General features: G+C 38.1%; 17 protein-coding genes. 13 read left to right on the top strand and 4 right to left on the bottom strand.

Translation table 11 applies throughout. The annotated features are described in order from the left end of the window. Positions 1-582, top strand: a 582-nt coding sequence (locus ACFSQ0_RS12635; RefSeq protein WP_379048802.1) for a T9SS type B sorting domain-containing protein, incomplete at its 5' end; no start/stop codon positions are given. A 353-nt stretch (positions 583-935) separates the two neighbouring features. On the opposite strand, the gene gldA is transcribed toward ACFSQ0_RS12635, so the two are convergent. Then, positions 936-1,832 carry a gliding motility-associated ABC transporter ATP-binding subunit GldA gene (gene gldA / locus ACFSQ0_RS12630; RefSeq protein WP_379048800.1) on the bottom strand — a complete coding sequence of 299 codons (897 nt, stop codon included), beginning with the start codon at positions 1,830-1,832 and terminating at the stop codon, positions 936-938. Between the two features lie 121 nt (positions 1,833-1,953). On the opposite strand from gldA, the gene ACFSQ0_RS12625 reads away from it, so the two are divergent. From ACFSQ0_RS12625 to rlmN, 8 genes are all read left to right on the top strand, one after another. Next, positions 1,954-3,063, top strand: a complete 1,110-nt coding sequence (locus tag ACFSQ0_RS12625; RefSeq protein WP_379048841.1) for a chorismate mutase — start codon at positions 1,954-1,956, stop codon at positions 3,061-3,063. 11 nt (positions 3,064-3,074) lie between these two features. Then, positions 3,075-4,028, top strand: coding sequence for a ribosome small subunit-dependent GTPase A (gene rsgA, locus ACFSQ0_RS12620; RefSeq protein ID WP_379048798.1), 954 nt, complete (start codon positions 3,075-3,077; stop codon positions 4,026-4,028). A 3-nt stretch (positions 4,029-4,031) separates the two neighbouring features. Continuing rightward, positions 4,032-4,481 carry a D-aminoacyl-tRNA deacylase gene (gene dtd / locus ACFSQ0_RS12615; RefSeq protein WP_379048796.1) on the top strand — a complete coding sequence of 150 codons (450 nt, stop codon included), beginning with the start codon at positions 4,032-4,034 and terminating at the stop codon, positions 4,479-4,481. Beyond that, positions 4,482-4,811, top strand: a complete 330-nt coding sequence (locus ACFSQ0_RS12610) for a nucleotide pyrophosphohydrolase (protein WP_379048794.1) — start codon at positions 4,482-4,484, stop codon at positions 4,809-4,811. It abuts the gene before it with no gap. Continuing rightward, on the top strand, positions 4,808-5,074 hold the full coding sequence (locus ACFSQ0_RS12605; protein WP_379048792.1) for a hypothetical protein: 267 nt from the start codon (positions 4,808-4,810) through the stop codon (positions 5,072-5,074). Before ACFSQ0_RS12610 ends, ACFSQ0_RS12605 begins: the two co-directional genes overlap by 4 nt. After that, a complete protein-coding gene (locus ACFSQ0_RS12600) occupies positions 5,071-6,285 on the top strand; it encodes a 3-phosphoshikimate 1-carboxyvinyltransferase (RefSeq protein WP_379048790.1) in 1,215 nt (404 codons plus the stop codon). The genes ACFSQ0_RS12605 and ACFSQ0_RS12600 overlap by 4 nt, the downstream gene beginning before the upstream one ends. Before the next feature lie 491 nt (positions 6,286-6,776). Next, entirely contained in the window at positions 6,777-7,826 is a 1,050-nt protein-coding gene (gene queA / locus ACFSQ0_RS12595; RefSeq protein ID WP_147861498.1) for a tRNA preQ1(34) S-adenosylmethionine ribosyltransferase-isomerase QueA, read from the top strand. Between the two features lie 91 nt (positions 7,827-7,917). Continuing rightward, positions 7,918-8,964 carry a 23S rRNA (adenine(2503)-C(2))-methyltransferase RlmN gene (rlmN, locus tag ACFSQ0_RS12590; protein ID WP_379048788.1) on the top strand — a complete coding sequence of 349 codons (1,047 nt, stop codon included), beginning with the start codon at positions 7,918-7,920 and terminating at the stop codon, positions 8,962-8,964. Positions 8,965-9,016: 52 nt separating this feature from the next. Here the strand turns inward: rlmN and ACFSQ0_RS12585 are convergent, their stop codons facing one another. The 3 genes from ACFSQ0_RS12585 to ACFSQ0_RS12575 form a co-directional block, all read right to left on the bottom strand. Beyond that, positions 9,017-10,423: a T9SS type A sorting domain-containing protein gene (locus tag ACFSQ0_RS12585; protein WP_379048786.1), complete on the bottom strand. Its 1,407-nt coding sequence runs from the start codon at positions 10,421-10,423 to the stop codon at positions 9,017-9,019. Positions 10,424-10,653: 230 nt separating this feature from the next. Then, a complete protein-coding gene (locus tag ACFSQ0_RS12580; protein ID WP_379048784.1) occupies positions 10,654-11,577 on the bottom strand; it encodes a T9SS type A sorting domain-containing protein in 924 nt (307 codons plus the stop codon). 148 nt (positions 11,578-11,725) lie between these two features. After that, positions 11,726-12,601: a choice-of-anchor J domain-containing protein gene (locus tag ACFSQ0_RS12575; protein WP_379048782.1), complete on the bottom strand. Its 876-nt coding sequence runs from the start codon at positions 12,599-12,601 to the stop codon at positions 11,726-11,728. Positions 12,602-12,703: 102 nt separating this feature from the next. Between ACFSQ0_RS12575 and ACFSQ0_RS12570 the strand changes: the two genes are divergently transcribed. The 4 genes from ACFSQ0_RS12570 to ACFSQ0_RS12555 all read left to right on the top strand — a co-directional run bounded on the left by ACFSQ0_RS12570 (position 12,704) and on the right by ACFSQ0_RS12555 (position 16,072). Next, entirely contained in the window at positions 12,704-13,681 is a 978-nt protein-coding gene (locus tag ACFSQ0_RS12570) for a polyprenyl synthetase family protein (RefSeq protein WP_379048780.1), read from the top strand. A gap of 68 nt (positions 13,682-13,749) precedes the next feature. Then, positions 13,750-14,322 (top strand): RNA polymerase sigma factor, encoded by a 573-nt coding sequence (locus ACFSQ0_RS12565; RefSeq protein WP_379048778.1) that lies wholly within the window; start codon positions 13,750-13,752, stop codon positions 14,320-14,322. Beyond that, complete coding sequence (locus ACFSQ0_RS12560) at positions 14,306-15,022, top strand: hypothetical protein (protein WP_379048776.1); 717 nt, start codon at positions 14,306-14,308, stop codon at positions 15,020-15,022. The genes ACFSQ0_RS12565 and ACFSQ0_RS12560 overlap by 17 nt, the downstream gene beginning before the upstream one ends. Before the next feature lie 9 nt (positions 15,023-15,031). Then, complete coding sequence (locus ACFSQ0_RS12555) at positions 15,032-16,072, top strand: hypothetical protein (RefSeq protein WP_379048774.1); 1,041 nt, start codon at positions 15,032-15,034, stop codon at positions 16,070-16,072. The last annotated feature ends 46 nt before the right edge of the window (positions 16,073-16,118 follow it).

Below are 16,118 nucleotides of genomic sequence, written 5' to 3'. Positions count from 1 at the left end.
GTAACGGTAACCGATGTATTCTCTAACTGTGAGAGTAGCTCAAGCGCTAGCTTTACAGCAGGTAACCCACCAGAGTTCGATGTAATTCCGTTGACTTTAGCCTTTGATGAGCAACACTCGGCTCAGGTAATCAACATCAGCGGTAATGGCGATTATGAGTTCAATATCGACAACGGTCCGTGGACCGCTGTAGGAAGCGACGGCAGCATTACCTTTAGCGGATTAAGTGCTGGAGTACATTTTGTATACGGAAGAGATAAGAACGGTTGTGGAACAACGGTACGTGAAATCGCATTCATCGATTATCCAAAGTTCTTTACACCTAACGAAGACGGTTACAACGACACTTGGAATATCATCGGTTTAGGAGAAGCCAATATCGGAGCTAAGATCTTTATCTTCGACCGTTACGGTAAGCTATTGAAGCAATTAAGCCCAAGTGGTCCAGGATGGGACGGTACCTTTAACGGTAAGCCAATGCCATCAAATGACTACTGGTTTAGTGTAGAATACAAGCAAATTTTACCAACCGGTGAAGAGCGTATAGATACCTTTAAAGGTCACTTTACCTTGAAGAGATAATCAAGTTACCCCTAAATTAAGAAAAGGCTGCTCCTAAAAGAGCAGCCTTTTTTTTGCCATTTTAATAGCATTTATTGCTCAAAAAGATAGCCTTAAATAGTTTAGAGTCTGCCTAATTATGAATTCAAAACATTGGAATAGTTTAACACTCTTAGGGGTTTATTGAATTGAATAAAATCATTGCGGAGTTTGAAGGATGACCACAGTTTGTACTACAACAGGAAAAGCATTTTGTTATTGTAAAGCAACCTATACTCAGACAATACATTTGTCTGAGGTAAGCAGTTGCAAAGAACCAGCCTTTGAACTTGAAAAATAATTAATAGAGGTTCAAAAACCTATAGTACAGGATTTTAGTGGGAGGTTATTTTTCTAAAATAGTCTTCTAGGCTCTCCTGTTCTTTGGATAAAGAAAGGATTTTGCAATTATTGGCTCGAGACAAATCATAGATCTCGCCACCCATATCCGTTTCGGTATCGAATTTTAAACGGTAGGAGCGGGCATCTATTTGTTCGGTTGATATTAAATGCGGCAGGTGGGCAAAGCTATCTTCGCTAATGCTTTGATCAAAAACCACTTGAATAATTTGATTCTTTTCATGTTGTAAATCCGCTAAGGGCTTATCAATTATCAATTCGCCCTTGTTCATAATCAACACCCGACTGCACATTGCTTCAACCTCTTGCATAATATGGGTGGAAAGAAAAATAGTTTTATCGGCACTAATACTTTTGATAAGATTTCTTATTTCTACCAATTGATTGGGATCTAAACCTGTGGTGGGTTCATCTAAAATCAGCACTTTCGGATCGTGCAACAAGGCTGTTGCAATTCCCACTCGTTGGCGATAACCTTTTGAGAGCGCTTGAATTTTTTTACCTATTTCGGGTTGCAATCCCGTGAGTTCGATTACTTCTTGAATACGTTGTTTTGAACATTTATGAATACGAGCGTGGAATAATAAATACTCCCGTATGTACATATCTTCATATAAAGGGTTGTGCTCGGGCAAATAACCGGTCAAAGCTTGTACATCTATAGGATTTGCTTGTACATTTATACCTTCTACAAAAGCCGAGCCTGTACTAGGTTGAAGATAACCGGTAAGAATTTTCATCATAGTAGATTTTCCTGCGCCATTTGGTCCTAAAAAACCAATTACCTCTCCGCTTTTAACTTCAAAAGAAATTTCTTGGAGGGCTTGTTGTTGGCCATAAAATTTACTCAGATTTTTTACCAGAATCCCCATAAATAATTCGTTTATGTTATTGGTTTAAGAATGTAAATTTACATATTTTATTGAAAGCCTACTTTTATTTATACTAGAGAATAAAGTATCTTCGTAAAAAAGTTGAAATATGAGTAAGGAAATGTCTGGTAATGCTGCAATGAACGATTGGTTGAAAGCTTTTAATTTAGATCGGCCATTGTTAATTGCTGGTCCTTGTAGTGCCGAAACCGAAGAGCAAGTACTGGTCACAGCAAAAGCATTGCAAAACACAGACACCAATGTATTGCGTGCGGGTATTTGGAAACCCCGTACCAGACCTGGCAACTTTGAAGGCGTGGGTGCGCTGGGTTTAAAATGGCTTTTAAAAGCTAAAAGAGAAACCGGTTTGCTTACTACTACCGAGGTGGCCAACCCTATTCACGTAGATCTAGCTTTAAAGCACGAAGTTGATATTTTATGGATAGGTGCACGTACCAGTGTTTCTCCTTTTGCCGTTCAAGAAATTGCCGAAGCGCTTAAAGGGACTAACAAAATAGTACTGGTCAAAAATCCTATTAATCCAGACTTAAGTTTATGGCTAGGAGCCTTAGAACGTTTTTATAAAACCGGTATAGAGCAATTGGGTGCTATTCACCGTGGTTTTTCTAGCTATAAAGATAGTTTGTATAGAAATATACCCGAGTGGCAAATACCTATTGACCTAAGGCAAGAACTCCCCGATTTACCCTTAATTTTAGATCCTTCTCACATCGCTGGCGATAGGAAGTTGATTTTTGATTTATGCCAAACCGCCTTAGATTTAAATTATAATGGATTGATGATTGAAACCCATCCTAATCCAGACCAAGCCTGGAGCGATGCTAAACAGCAAATAACGCCAGAAACGCTCGCGGCCTATACCCGTAAATTAAAGGTGAGAAAGAAAAGTTCATCAAATCAAGATTATGAAACATCTTTAAGTCGGTTGCGCCTTCAAATTGATAAGTTAGATGAACAACTGATTCAGATACTTATCGATCGTATGCAAATTGCCGATAAAATTGGAGCGGTAAAAAAGACGCATAATGTGGCTATTTTACAACCAGAACGCTGGCAGGCCATATTACAAAAAATGATAAATTTGGGTGTAGATAAAGGTCTAGCTGAAGAATTTGTGTACAGACTCTTTCAGGCAATACATCAAGAGTCTATAGCCCACCAACAAAAAATATTACATACTACTAGTGCAAAGCAAGCAAATAGCCATTAAGCGGAAAGCCTATGAAAGAAGGAATCGTATATAAATCAACCGGAAGTTGGTATCTAGTCAAAGAAAAAGAAGAGGAGAATTTTTATAAGTGCCGCATCAAAGGCAAATTTAGAATAAAAGGAATCAAAAGTACCAACCCTGTTGCTGTAGGCGATCATGTTTTGTTTCAATTAGAAGCAAACAAAGAAGAAGAAACAGGAGTTATTCAAGATATACAACCTAGAGAAAATTATATCGTACGTAAATCGGTTAATTTGTCTAAACAAACGCATATCATAGCCTCCAATTTAGACCAAGCCTTTTTAATGGTTACGCTTAATAATCCGCCTACCTTTACTTCTTTTATCGATCGGTTTTTAGTAACCGCACAGGCTTACCAAATACCAACCACCATTTTGTTCAATAAAATAGATGCTTATACCGAAGATGAAAAAGATGAAATTCGGTATTTGGCTTTGTTGTATCGTGAAATTGGTTACACTTGTATAGGTACATCGGCGGTTAGCGGTAAAAATATTGAAAAAGTAAAAGAACTTCTTAAAGATAAAAAGACCCTTTTAGCGGGTCATAGTGGTGTGGGTAAATCTACTTTAATCAATGCGATTGAGCCAAGCTTAGATTTAAAAACGGCGCAAATCTCTAACCAACATTTGCAAGGCCAACATACGACTACCTTTGCAGAGATGTTTGATTTGCCTGAAGGCGGACAAATAATCGATACTCCAGGAATCAAAGGTTTTGGAGTGGTAGATATGGAAAAAGAAGAACTAGACCACTACTTTCCTGAGTTTTTTGCTCGTAAAAAAGATTGTAAATTTCACAATTGCCTGCATCTCGAAGAGCCCAAATGTGCGGTTAAAGATGCCGTAGAAGAAGGCGATATTGCCTGGTCGCGGTATAAATCTTACTTGCAGTTGATACAAGGTGAAGACGAGAATTATAGAGTAGATATTTATAAAAACTAAAATATGCGAGCGACTATACAACGGGTGAGCCAAGCTAGCGTAGAGGTAGATAACCATATCGCTGGAGTTATTCAAGAAGGTTTGTTAATTTTATTGGGGGTTTGTGATGATGATACCCAAGATGACATTGCTTGGTTAAGCAAGAAAATTGCCCAACTGAGAATTTTCCGTGATGAACATAAACCTATGAATCGATCCCTAATCGATATTGATGGTGATGCGCTGGTGGTAAGTCAGTTTACCCTTTATGCCAATACTAAGAAGGGCAATCGCCCCAGTTTTGTTGACGCCGCTAGCCCTGAGCTGGCTAAAACACGTTACGAAGAATTTGTAAAGGCATTAGAAAAACAACTCGATAAGCGGGTGGCAACCGGCATATTTGGTGCCGATATGCAAGTTAGCCTAGTCAATGACGGACCAGTCACCCTAAATATAGATACCAAAAACAGATAAATGAATATACAAGACGCACAAAAAGCAGTTGACGATTGGATTAAAACGCACGGAGTGCGGTATTTTAATGAATTGACCAATATGGCTCAGCTTACCGAAGAGGTAGGAGAGGTGGCCCGTATTATCGCCCGCCGTTATGGGGAGCAAAGTGAAAAAGAAAGCGATAAAAATAAAGACTTAGGTGAAGAACTAGCCGATGTGGTTTTTGTGGTACTCTGTTTGGCTAATCAAACCGGTGTAAATCTGCAAGAAGCTTTCGATAAAAAGCTTGACCTTAAAACCAAACGCGATCACGATAGGCACCATCAGAACCAAAAACTTAAATCATGAGTTCTTTTAAACAAATACTACAAGCACCCAATTTTTGGAAATCGGTGCTTTTTATCGGCCTAGCCTTTGTTTTGCTGTACAATGCAATTGATTTCGCTTTTGGTTATTCGATGCATTGGGATCAATTTTTAGAAGCTAAGTGGCAAGGAAGCACAAAATGGCGTTTTATCATCGCGAACCTTTTGGGTGGGGCACTTTACGGATTTATCATTAGCTTTTTACGCTACCGCAAGCAAATCTTACAAGATAAGCACAAAAAATGATACGGCTAGAGCATAGTAAAACACCTATAGCGGCAAAGATTAAAATTAGTGGCTCTAAAAGCATTAGCAACCGCTTGCTTATACTTCAGCAGTTTTGTCCAGATTTGATTTTAGAAAACCTATCGGATAGCGACGATACTCAAGTGCTTATTAAAGCCCTGCAAAGTCAAGAAGAACATATTAATGTGGGGCATGCCGGTACGGCTATGCGTTTTTTACTAGCTTATTTTGCTACGCAACAAAAAGTTACAAAAATTATAACCGGGAGCGAACGCATGCAGCAGCGACCGGTGGCACCTTTGGTAGAAGCCTTACGGCAGTTGGGAGCTAAAGTTACCTACCTGGGTGCCAAAGGCTACCCACCCGTTAAAATTCATGGGTTTTGTCAACAAACTACTCAAATAAATATTAAAGCAGATATTAGCAGTCAGTTTATCACGGCTTTACTATTGGTAGGGCATCAACTTCCTATGGGTTTAGACTTGCATTTACAGGGCGGACTCATTTCAAAACCTTATGTGCAAATGACTATTGACCTGTTGACGCAATTGGGGGTGCACGTAGCGGTAGAGGAAAAACGAATATTAATTGAACCCCAGCAGCTTAAACCGCAAAAGATTAATGTTGAACCCGATTGGAGCTCGGCTTCTTATTTTTATAGTGCCTTGGCTTTAGCGCCTGTAGGTTCTACAATTTTCCTTTACGGATTTAAAACAACAAGTTTACAAGGAGATGCCCGTTTAGTCTCTTGGTACGAACAACTGGGGGTCGAAACCCGAGAAACATCCGAAGGTTTACAACTGCAACGAGTAGAGAAAGAAATTCCCACCCACCTTAGCCTAGACTTAATCAACAACCCAGATCTGGCACAAACCTTAGTAGTTACCTGTTTGGGTTTAGGGATGAGCTGTGATTTATCTGGCTTGCAAAGTTTAAAAATAAAAGAAACCGATAGACTACAAGCTTTAAGAAATGAAATGCAGCGCTTAGGGGCGACTTTACGTATTACCGGTTCAAGTTTACATTTGAGCCGCCAACAAAATCCGCTGCAAAGCGCTACTATAAAAACCTACCAAGATCACCGTATGGCTATGGCTTTTGCACCCTTAGCTTTAAAAGTACCCCTTATGATAGAGAATGAAACAGTGGTAGCCAAATCTTACCGAAGCTTTTGGAAAGATTGGGAGAAAATGGGCTTTTTAATTAATTAAAAGGCAGGTTTATAGAAGTTTAGGGGTAAATCAAATAAAAGATAGGCAAGTTTTAAAGATACGCTGCCTAGGAAGTAATAATTTGCTCTGCGACTTATAAAAAAATATTGTACAATATTTCGGTAAAAATTGTACAATATTTATAAAAAAATTGTACAATATTTTTTCAAGAGTTGTACAACTTTTAAAAATAAGCTCTTTATGTTGTTTTAAAAAGTACAGCAACTTTTGTTAGGTACTAGCCTATCTTTTTTCAGAATCTTATTGATGTACTGTTTTTTTTATTCCCTCTTTTCAATTTTTTCAATTGCAAAGGGTTGTTAGTTTTGGCATCAAGAGCAGTAATAGAGGCATTATATTTAAAATAACAGCAGGTTTTGAATCCGCGAAAGCTAACCCGCTATAATTTAGGTAAAAAACATGTCGATTTACTTGACAACCCCTAGTCTGAGGTTGTATATTTGCGTTCTTTTAAAAATGAAACTATGGGAATGAAACTTTCGCAGTTCAATTTTGAACTACCTAAAGAGTTATTAGCAGAATACCCTTCTGAGCATCGTGACGAAGCCCGTTTGATGGTAATACACAGAGAATCGGGAAAAATTGAGCATAAAATGTTTAAAGATCTTATCGATTATTTTGATACCGATGATGTGATGGTCTTTAATAACACGAAAGTGTTTCCGGCCCGTTTATTTGGAAACAAAGAGAAAACAGGGGCTCGTATTGAGGTTTTCTTATTAAGAGAGCTTAACGCCGAAACCCGATTATGGGATGTTTTGGTAGATCCTGCTAGAAAGATAAGAATAGGGAATAAGTTGTATTTTGGTGAAGATGAGAGTTTAGTGGCCGAGGTTATCGATAACACTACTTCTAGAGGAAGAACCCTACGCTTTTTATATGATGGATCTTATGAAGAGTTTAGAAAAAAATTAAATGATTTAGGGGAAACACCGCTACCCAAATACATCAAAAGGGAAGTAGAGCCAGAAGATGCAGAACGTTATCAAACCATATATGCCAAGCAAGAAGGAGCAGTAGCTGCCCCAACCGCTGGCTTGCATTTTTCTAAACATTTGTTGAAACGTCTAGAAATTAAAGGGATAAATCTTGCCGAAGTTACGCTTCACGTAGGATTAGGTACTTTTAATCCTGTTGAAGTGGAAGACCTGTCTAAACATAAAATGGATAGTGAAGAGGCAGAGATTGCCAAAGAAACTACTCAAATTGTAAATAAGGGTATAGAAGATAAGCGTCGCGTTTGTGCGGTTGGTACAACTGTTATGCGCTCTTTAGAAAGTGCGGTATCATCAAATGGTACCTTGAACGAGTTCAAGGGTTGGACCAATAAATTTATTTTTCCTCCTTATGACTTTAGTATTGCCAATTGTATGATTACTAATTTTCATACGCCAAAGTCAACGCTTTTAATGATGATTTCGGCCTTTATGGGGCACGAATTAATGGAAAAAGCCTATAAAGAAGCCATTAAAGAAAAATACAAATTTTATAGTTATGGCGATGCGATGTTAATTTTATAACTGCAACGCACACAATCTAGTAAAACCACACTTCGGTGTGGTTTTTTTGTTTAAATTTTAGTAAGCATAAATAAAAATCTACCTTTGCAGCGTGAAAAAAGAGAAAAAAGATATACGTTCGCTCACCAAAGAGCAGTTGAGAGATTTTTTTGTTTCTATTGGCGAAAAAGCCTTTAGAGGCAATCAAGTGTATGAGTGGTTATGGTCTAAAGCGGCGCATGATTTTGATGCGATGACCAACCTCTCTAAAGAGGTAAGGCAATTGTTAGAAGAGCATTTTGTGATCAACCACATACAGGTAGATGAAATGCAGCGCAGTAACGATGGCACCATTAAAAATGCCGTAAAACTACACGATGGTCTAACGGTAGAGTCTGTATTGATTCCTACCTTTTCTAGAACAACCGCTTGCGTTTCTTCACAAGTGGGTTGCAGTTTAGATTGTCAGTTTTGCGCTACAGCCCGCTTAAAGCGGATGCGTAATTTGAATGCCGATGAGATTTATGATCAAGTAGTCGCTATAGACCAAGAAAGCCGATTGTACAATGGTATACCCTTATCTAATATTGTTTATATGGGTATGGGAGAGCCATTAATGAATTATAAAAACGTATTGGCCTCTATAGAAAAAATAACCTCTCCCGAAGGGCTTGGAATGTCGCCAAAGCGTATTACGGTTTCTACCTCTGGGGTGCCTAAGATGATAAAAAAATTAGCCGATGACGAGGTAAAATTTAATTTGGCTGTTTCTCTGCACTCCGCTATTGATGAAGTGCGCACGCAAATCATGCCTTTTAATGCTAGTTTTCCTTTAAAAGATTTAAAAGAATCTTTAATTTATTGGTACCAGAAAACAAAGAGAAGAGTAACCTATGAATATTTAATTTGGAAAGACATCAATGACAAACCAAAAGACATTGCTGCATTGGTTGAATTTTGTAAGGCCATCCCCTGTAAGGTGAATATCATAGAATACAACCCCATAGATGATGGTGCTTTTCAACAAGCCGATGCTCAAGTTACCTCGGCTTATCAGCGTGCTTTAGAACAGGCAGGTATAACGGTAACAGTTAGACGTTCACGAGGTAAAGATATTGATGCTGCTTGTGGGCAACTCGCTAATAAATCTTCAAAATAAAAAAAGGCTGCCTTTTTAGACAGCCTCTTTTTTAGGTGTTGGTGGGCGAGATTTACTCGACCATAAATTTAAAGCTTGCTTGTTTGTTATTCATGTTTAATCGAGCAAAATAAACACCAGGTGTTAACTGACTAAGGTCTATTTGTGCCGATTCTTTATTAACTTTAATGGTTTTGATTTGCTTACCTTGCAGGTTATAAAGATTTACTTCTTTTAATAATTGCGTGGTATTGATGAATAGCTGCTTGTTTTGCGTATAGAAAGTATGGCTTAATGCCTCTGCTTGTTCTAAACCAGCCGTTCCTTCTGTAGTGAAACTCCAAGTAGGCGTATTTACAGCAGCACCAACATCGTTTTTAGGTATAACGCGCCAGTAGTAAGTTGTGCCGTAAGTTACATTGCTTAAGGTGGTGCTGGTACCATTTACATTACCTATTATATTCAGCTGAGTAGGATCTGTAGCGGTAGGATCGCTTAAGTAAAATTCATATTGTGTTGGAGCACCTCCTGTTGCGGCTGCCTCCCAAGTTAAATCTACACTAAGTTGGTTTTGGCTATCGGTATATAAAACTACGCCTGTGGCGCCATCTGCAGGAGTTGGATTGGCGGCAGGATCTGGCGCAATACTGCTATCACCCGTTGTAAAAGACCAGGTAGCAGAGTTAGTCGCTGTTCCTGCAGCATTTTTGGCCACTACTTGCCAATAATAGGTTTCTCCTTCTTGAATGCCGGTTACGTTTACCGAAGTGTTTGGTGTTGAACCAAGCAAGTTAAGCTGTGTAGGATCTGTAGCGGTTGGGTCACTTAAGTAAAATTCATATTCGTCGGGTGTACCTCCTGTTGTAGCAGCAACCCAAGAAAAACCTACTTGTGGTTGATTTTGAGGATTCATACTTACGCCTACTTGTGTAGCGCCATCGGCTGGTGAGGGTGTAGTAACGGCATCGGGTAATGTGGCCACTGTAGATGAACTCACCACATCAAAAGTAAACGCGTTGGTGCTTCCTAAACCGGCATTAGCATAATAATTATCAAATGCTATATAATAGGTAGTGTTGGCATAAGCAACAAAAGATACGGTTGGGTCGTTTAAGGTTGCTCCACCGTCTGGGGTGGTTACCAAGCTACCTCCGAGACAATTTAAGCTTGTACAGCTACCGTCATAAACACTAAAAGAAGGGAAATAATCTGTGCTGCTTACCGAAGCAGGTGCAGGTGAAGTTACGGTAATGGTTTGGTCTTGAGTTGGTGTAAAGGTATACCAACCGCTACTGGTAATGTCGGAGGCGGTGTAATAAGCAGGGTTACAAGTAGTGGTGGTTGCGGTTCCCGAAACCCCTGTTGCATTCACGGTAAGGGAAGCATTAAAATTTAAGGTAATACTTTGCGCATTGTTACAGTCAGACTGAGCATACAGCCAACCGGTAAAAAGCATGAGTAGTAAGGTAATTTTTTTCATGATAATTTGTTTTAACAATTGTTTTGTGAATATACTTAAATCTTATCATAAAAAAAATAATTGTTTGTAAATTAAAAATAAGATAGAGTTGTTGTTCTATATAATTTATCTAATCCAAATACCTGACACAAGTGGGGCTTTAAAAAAAAACACCCATAAAAATCATTTTATAATGCATAAAAAAAGGCTACCTAAAAGGCAGCCTTTAAACTATTAGTGTTAAGCGTAAATTACTTCTTAATCACTTTAAAGCTTTCTTTTTGACCGTTGATGTTTACTTGTACTAAGTATACGCCAGCGTTTAAGCTATTCAAGTTGATTTGAGCATCTTTAGCCTCTACGTTTTGATTGATTACCTCTTGACCTAAAAGGTTAAATACCGCTACATTGTTCATTGCATTTTCTGCATTGATGTTTAGTACCGCATTGGCATCAACAAAATGCTTGAAGTTTACTTTTTCTTGAACCTCTGTACCTAAAGTCGTATCTACAACTAAATTATCAAAATAGAAACCATTTTCGTAATTGTCAAAAGCAATATAAAAGTTCTCAATATTAGTTGCCGCCCAAACGTTTCCTGTATATACTAAAGTGTTATCTAAGTAATATTTAATTTCACTATTGGTAAAATCAAACTCCATTTTAAAATTATACCAAGTATCGAAAGCATAAGTTGAAGCTTGTTGCCAAGCATTACTGCCTCCTGCATTATCTACAACTTGAACATTGTTTTGATAATCAAATTTTACTACTGCCGTAACTTGACCTTGAGAAGGTGACTGCGGAGAAATTCTAACATCAGAAGCATTACCGCCTGCTGGTGGAGACTCTACATAAAGATCAAAAGAAACCTCTACTTTCGAGTCATTGATCACATTTACAGGGCTTATAGCACCTACATTAACTAAATTACCATCATTATCTTGGTACTGTTGATTCGTTGCAGTGGCTTTTAAGGAGTTTGTACCGTCTGAAGCCATAGTGTTATCTACAGTAAACTGAGGGTCTAAAGGGTCTTGAACAACCCAAGAATTTTGGCTATCGATAGTTGAGCCAGCGGTAAAACCTTCGCTAGTTTCAAAAGAAACAGTTGTTTGCGCTTGCATTGTGAACGCTGCTACTAAGGCAGCAAAAGTTAAAGTAATTTTTTTCATAAGGTTAAGTTTACTAAATTAAGCCGTGAATTTACATAAAATTTAGTGAGTATCCAAAAATTAATTTAGAATTGATGTAAAAGAGGTGTAAAATAAATGAGGCTATTAATTAGTAATAGCCTCATTTGCTTTATTAAAGGAGTGAAAATTATTTTTTAATCACTTTAAAAGATTTTAATTGACCTTCAATGCTTACTTGTACCAAGTAAACGCCGTCATTCAAGTTGTTCAAATTGATTTCGGCATTTTGAGCCGCTAGGTTTTTAGTAATAACCTGCTGACCTAAAATGTTAAACACTTTGGCGTGCTCGATGTTTGTTTTGGCATTTAGATTTAAAATATTGTTAGATACAAAATAATTGAAATTTTCAAATTCTTTATCATCAGTACTTAAGGCTCCTTCGACTACTTTAAAATCATCTACTTGAAATCCAAATTGATCATTCCCTTTATGGTTTATAGCTAAATAAACCGTTTGCCCGGCGTAATTATCTAGATTAACTGTAAATTTTTGCCAAGTAAGGGCAGTAGGTACTTGATTTGCTAATAGCGTGGTAAAGCTAGAAGTTTGCGTATCTGTTGTTGAAATTGCTACATCAAAAACTTCGTTAGAAAATGTGTTATCTGCAGCTTTTGCATAAAAGGTTAATTCATTGCCATTGGCTCCTAAAGTAATAGCTGGTGTAATCATCCAGTCGTTATTAGGCTGGTTTTGAGACGCAAAAGAGGTCATAGCCTTTGTGCCACTTCTTGCGTCCCAATCCGCATCGGCGGTAGGCGTTATTGGTGGAGTGGTTGCCGTACTATTAAATACTATAAAGGCCATTGGATCACCTGCATTTTGAAAGGTAACACCAGTGAAACCATAAGTAATTTGTTGATCAACATCAGTAAGCGTCCAATTGCCTACATTGGTGATGGCGAAGTCAGTATAGGAATCAAAATCATCTTCAAACAAGGTGGTTTGCGCTTGCATTGTAAAAGCAGCAGCAAGAGCTGCAAGGCTTAAAGTAATTTTTTTCATAATTCATGTTTTTAAGTTGATAACCTAAGTTAATGAAAATTTTATTGTATTGCTTACAAATTAACACATTTTTAAAACATAAGATCTGTACCTTTGTGCTCTATGAAGATTATAGCCCAGATAAAACAGCCCATTGAGCACGAAATGCGCTTGTTTGAAGATAAGTTTAGACTGTTTATGTCTTCGCGTGTAGCTTTACTTAATAAGATCACTTACTATGTTGTAAACAGAAAAGGAAAGCAAATGCGCCCTATGTTTGTTTTTTTAGTCGCTAAAATGGTTGCAAAAGGCGAAGTAAACGACCGCACCTATCGAGGGGCATCGGTTATTGAGCTTATTCATACCGCAACCTTGGTGCACGATGACGTAGTAGATGATTCTAACCGGCGACGCGGTTTTTTCTCACTTAATGCATTATGGAAAAATAAAATAGCTGTCTTAGTAGGCGACTTTTTGTTATCAAAAGGTTTGCTATTGTCTATAGATAATGAAGATTTTGATTTGCTTAAAATTATTTCGGTAGCGGTGCGGGAGATGAGCGAAGGAGAATTGCTACAAATTGAAAAAGCACGCAAACTTGATATAACAGAGGAGGTTTACTACGAAATTATAAGACAAAAAACAGCCACGCTTATTGCAGCTTGTTGTAGTATAGGGGCGGCCGCTGTAAAACCCGATTCGCAACACGTTGAGGCTATGCGCGAATTTGGCGAACTCATAGGTATGGCCTTTCAAATAAAAGATGACTTATTTGATTATGGACAAGAAAAAATAGGTAAACCCACCGGTATAGATATTAAGGAGCAAAAAATGACGCTTCCGCTGATTTATGCTCTCAACCAAGCTTCGCCCAAAGAGAAAAACTGGCTGATAAACTCCATCAAAAATCATAATAAAGACCGCAAAAGGGTAAAAGAGGTTATTGCTTTTGTGAAAGCTCAAGGCGGATTGGATTACGCGGTAAAAGTGATGAAGTCTTACCATTCGCGTGCACTTAAAATATTAGAAAATTATCCCGATTCGCCCTACAAATCTTCATTGCTTTTGATGGTAAACTATGTGATTGAAAGAAAAAAATAATTTTTTTTATACTTCAGGCAACCTTTTTACTTTTACTTTCGTCTATATAAATAGAAGTCCACACGAGAGTGAAAGTCATACGTTTACATAAAAAAGAATCCTTTAACCTAAATAAACTTAGGCGGCAAGACCGAAGAGAGCAAAAACGGCTCTACGAGCGGTACGCTCCAAAGATGCTTAGTGTGGCGCGTATGTACATCAAAGATTTGCAGTTTGCAGAAGATAGCATGCTTAGGGCATTTGTAAAAGTGTTTTCCAAAATCAACCAATTTGACGACCAGGGCAGTCTAGAAGGCTGGATACGCCGAATTGTCGTGCGAGAGGCCATAGATTTTTTACGCAAAAAACAAAACCTTGTGTATGAAGAAACACTAGAGAACCTGTCGCAGCAGGCTTGTGAACAACCCAGTCTTGATAGGCAACAAATTGCCAATGACTTGCAACAGGCTTTAGACTTGTTACCAGCTGGCTACCGCAGTGTTTTTGTTTTGTTTGAGGTTGAAGATTTTTCGCATAAACAAATTGCCGAGTGCTGTAACATTAGCGTGGGTACTTCTAAATCACAATTGGCCAAAGCCAAAAGAATGTTGCAAGACATTATTAAGAATTCAAATAGTTGGAAAGATGGAAGTATGGGATAAGGAGCTTAAAAAGCTAAAAAATAGAGAGATTACCCCCTCGAGTAGCGCTTGGTTTGAGATTGAACATCAACTCAATGACAAAGCTAAGCGCAAGCGTAAAAGACTTTTCTTCTATGCCGTAGCGGCAAGCTTTTTATTGGGAGTTGTGCTAACGGGGCTGGTTAACCAATCGCAACAAGTGCCTGAAATAGATGTAGTACAACCCAAACAACAACCTGTAAAAAACACCATAAAAGAGGAGATAGAGGGTAAGCCGCAATTCAAATCTGCCGATGAATTGAAACAGCTCTTTTCTCAGCAAAGCCTCAGCGAGACGGCTGAGCAAAAACAGAATAAATCAGATTTTAATGCAGAGCAGTCTTTAATCCGTAAAGAAAAAGCAAACAAAGCTCTTCCTGTAATCGCTAAGGCTGAACAAAAAATGGCGAATGAAATTCAACCCGATAGCCTGCTACCGCTTTTACCTCAAGAAAAGGTACAGCTTACTACTACTCATTGGAATGACGCGCAAATCGAAGCGGCTTTGCAAAAAGCATTAGTGCAAATGGAGCGCCAAAAAGGAGCAAAAATCTATAGTGTAGATGCTAATGCACTGCTGCAGGAGGTTGAACGTGAATTAGATTTGCAGTTCAGAGAAAAGATATATTATGCGCTGCAAAAGAGAATAGAAAATATTAAAAATGCAATTGTTAAACTTTAATTGAATCTTATGAAAAAACAACTACATGTATTAATGGTCGTATTCGCTTTGTTGGGCGGTACCTTAACCCAAGCTCAGGTAATTATAAAAACCGAAGCCAAGGAAAAACTTGAGCAATTAAACGCCCAAAAAAGCAGGGTGCAAGAAGAAGAAAAGGCGTATTTAAAAAAGCAAATTGAGCGCATTGAGCAAATGCAGGCCGAAAATAAAATTACAGCGGCCGAGGCGCAAAGACGCAAAGAGGCAGCTGCACAAAAATCGGCTCAGAACATCGCTAGTAAGATGCTTATCATCGACGAGCAAATTGCTTTGATCAATAGAAATAGCGACGATTATAAGGCGACAGAACTTACCTTGGGCATCGGTCTAGATAACGATAAAGAAGACAATAAACAATACGATGAAAAAGACGCTGTTCTCAAGCGTACTACTTCTGGTTTTACCATGGCCTTTGGTTTGAGCAACGCCTTGATAGATGGTTCAATAGACGACTCGCCTTATAAAATTGCGGGGAGTAGGTTTTTTGAAATGGGTTATGAGTGGCAAACCGTATTAGATAAAAACGCGTGGTTGCGTTTGCGTTATGGAGCTTCCCTTCAGTTTAACGGATTAAAACCAGAAGACAATCAATATTTTGTTGAAGACGGTGATCAAACCGTTTTAGAAGAGTTTCCGGTAGAATTAGACAAAGCTAAACTACGTATGGATAATTTGGTTATTCCTATTCATTTAGAATTCGGGAAAGCCCATAAATATTTTGACAAGGGTACTGCTTGTTACACTAGCACAGATAAATTTAAGATGGGTATAGGAGGTTTTGTAGGCTTGAACTTGAATACCATCCAAAAACTAAAGTTTGAGGAGAATGGTAAAAACAGAAAAGAAAAGCGTAACCAAAGCTATAATACCAATAACTTTCTTTACGGATTAAGTGCCTATATTGGTTATGATTCTGTTTCTTTATATGCTAAATATGAATTGAATACGGTTTTTAAAGACAATGCCGTAGATCAAAATGCAGTAGCTTTAGGTTTGCGTTTTAGTTTTTAACTATTTCAGAAAAAGTAAAGTAAAAAAGGAAGCCTTGGGTTTCCTT

The sequence above is a fragment of the Mesonia sediminis genome (assembly GCF_042684705.1).
GTDB classification, from domain to species: domain Bacteria; phylum Bacteroidota; class Bacteroidia; order Flavobacteriales; family Flavobacteriaceae; genus Mesonia; species Mesonia sediminis.
Note: the sequence above shows the minus strand (reverse complement) of the source record. Positions and strands in the feature narration are given on the sequence as shown.

Excerpts from the sequence above, each read along its gene's own strand:
- gldA (WP_379048800.1), bottom strand. The coding sequence starts at position 1,832 with ATGGGGATTCTGGTAAAAAATCTGAGTAAATTTTATGGCCAACAACAA.
- ACFSQ0_RS12625 (WP_379048841.1), top strand. The coding sequence starts at position 1,954 with ATGTCTGGTAATGCTGCAATGAACGATTGGTTGAAAGCTTTTAATTTA.
- rsgA (WP_379048798.1), top strand. The coding sequence starts at position 3,075 with ATGAAAGAAGGAATCGTATATAAATCAACCGGAAGTTGGTATCTAGTC.
- dtd (WP_379048796.1), top strand. The coding sequence starts at position 4,032 with ATGCGAGCGACTATACAACGGGTGAGCCAAGCTAGCGTAGAGGTAGAT.
- ACFSQ0_RS12610 (WP_379048794.1), top strand. The coding sequence starts at position 4,482 with ATGAATATACAAGACGCACAAAAAGCAGTTGACGATTGGATTAAAACG.
- ACFSQ0_RS12605 (WP_379048792.1), top strand. The coding sequence starts at position 4,808 with ATGAGTTCTTTTAAACAAATACTACAAGCACCCAATTTTTGGAAATCG.
- ACFSQ0_RS12600 (WP_379048790.1), top strand. The coding sequence starts at position 5,071 with ATGATACGGCTAGAGCATAGTAAAACACCTATAGCGGCAAAGATTAAA.
- queA (WP_147861498.1), top strand. The coding sequence starts at position 6,777 with ATGAAACTTTCGCAGTTCAATTTTGAACTACCTAAAGAGTTATTAGCA.
- ACFSQ0_RS12585 (WP_379048786.1), bottom strand. The coding sequence starts at position 10,423 with ATGAAAAAAATTACCTTACTACTCATGCTTTTTACCGGTTGGCTGTAT.
- ACFSQ0_RS12580 (WP_379048784.1), bottom strand. The coding sequence starts at position 11,577 with ATGAAAAAAATTACTTTAACTTTTGCTGCCTTAGTAGCAGCGTTCACA.
- ACFSQ0_RS12575 (WP_379048782.1), bottom strand. The coding sequence starts at position 12,601 with ATGAAAAAAATTACTTTAAGCCTTGCAGCTCTTGCTGCTGCTTTTACA.
- ACFSQ0_RS12570 (WP_379048780.1), top strand. The coding sequence starts at position 12,704 with ATGAAGATTATAGCCCAGATAAAACAGCCCATTGAGCACGAAATGCGC.
- ACFSQ0_RS12560 (WP_379048776.1), top strand. The coding sequence starts at position 14,306 with ATGGAAGTATGGGATAAGGAGCTTAAAAAGCTAAAAAATAGAGAGATT.
- ACFSQ0_RS12555 (WP_379048774.1), top strand. The coding sequence starts at position 15,032 with ATGAAAAAACAACTACATGTATTAATGGTCGTATTCGCTTTGTTGGGC.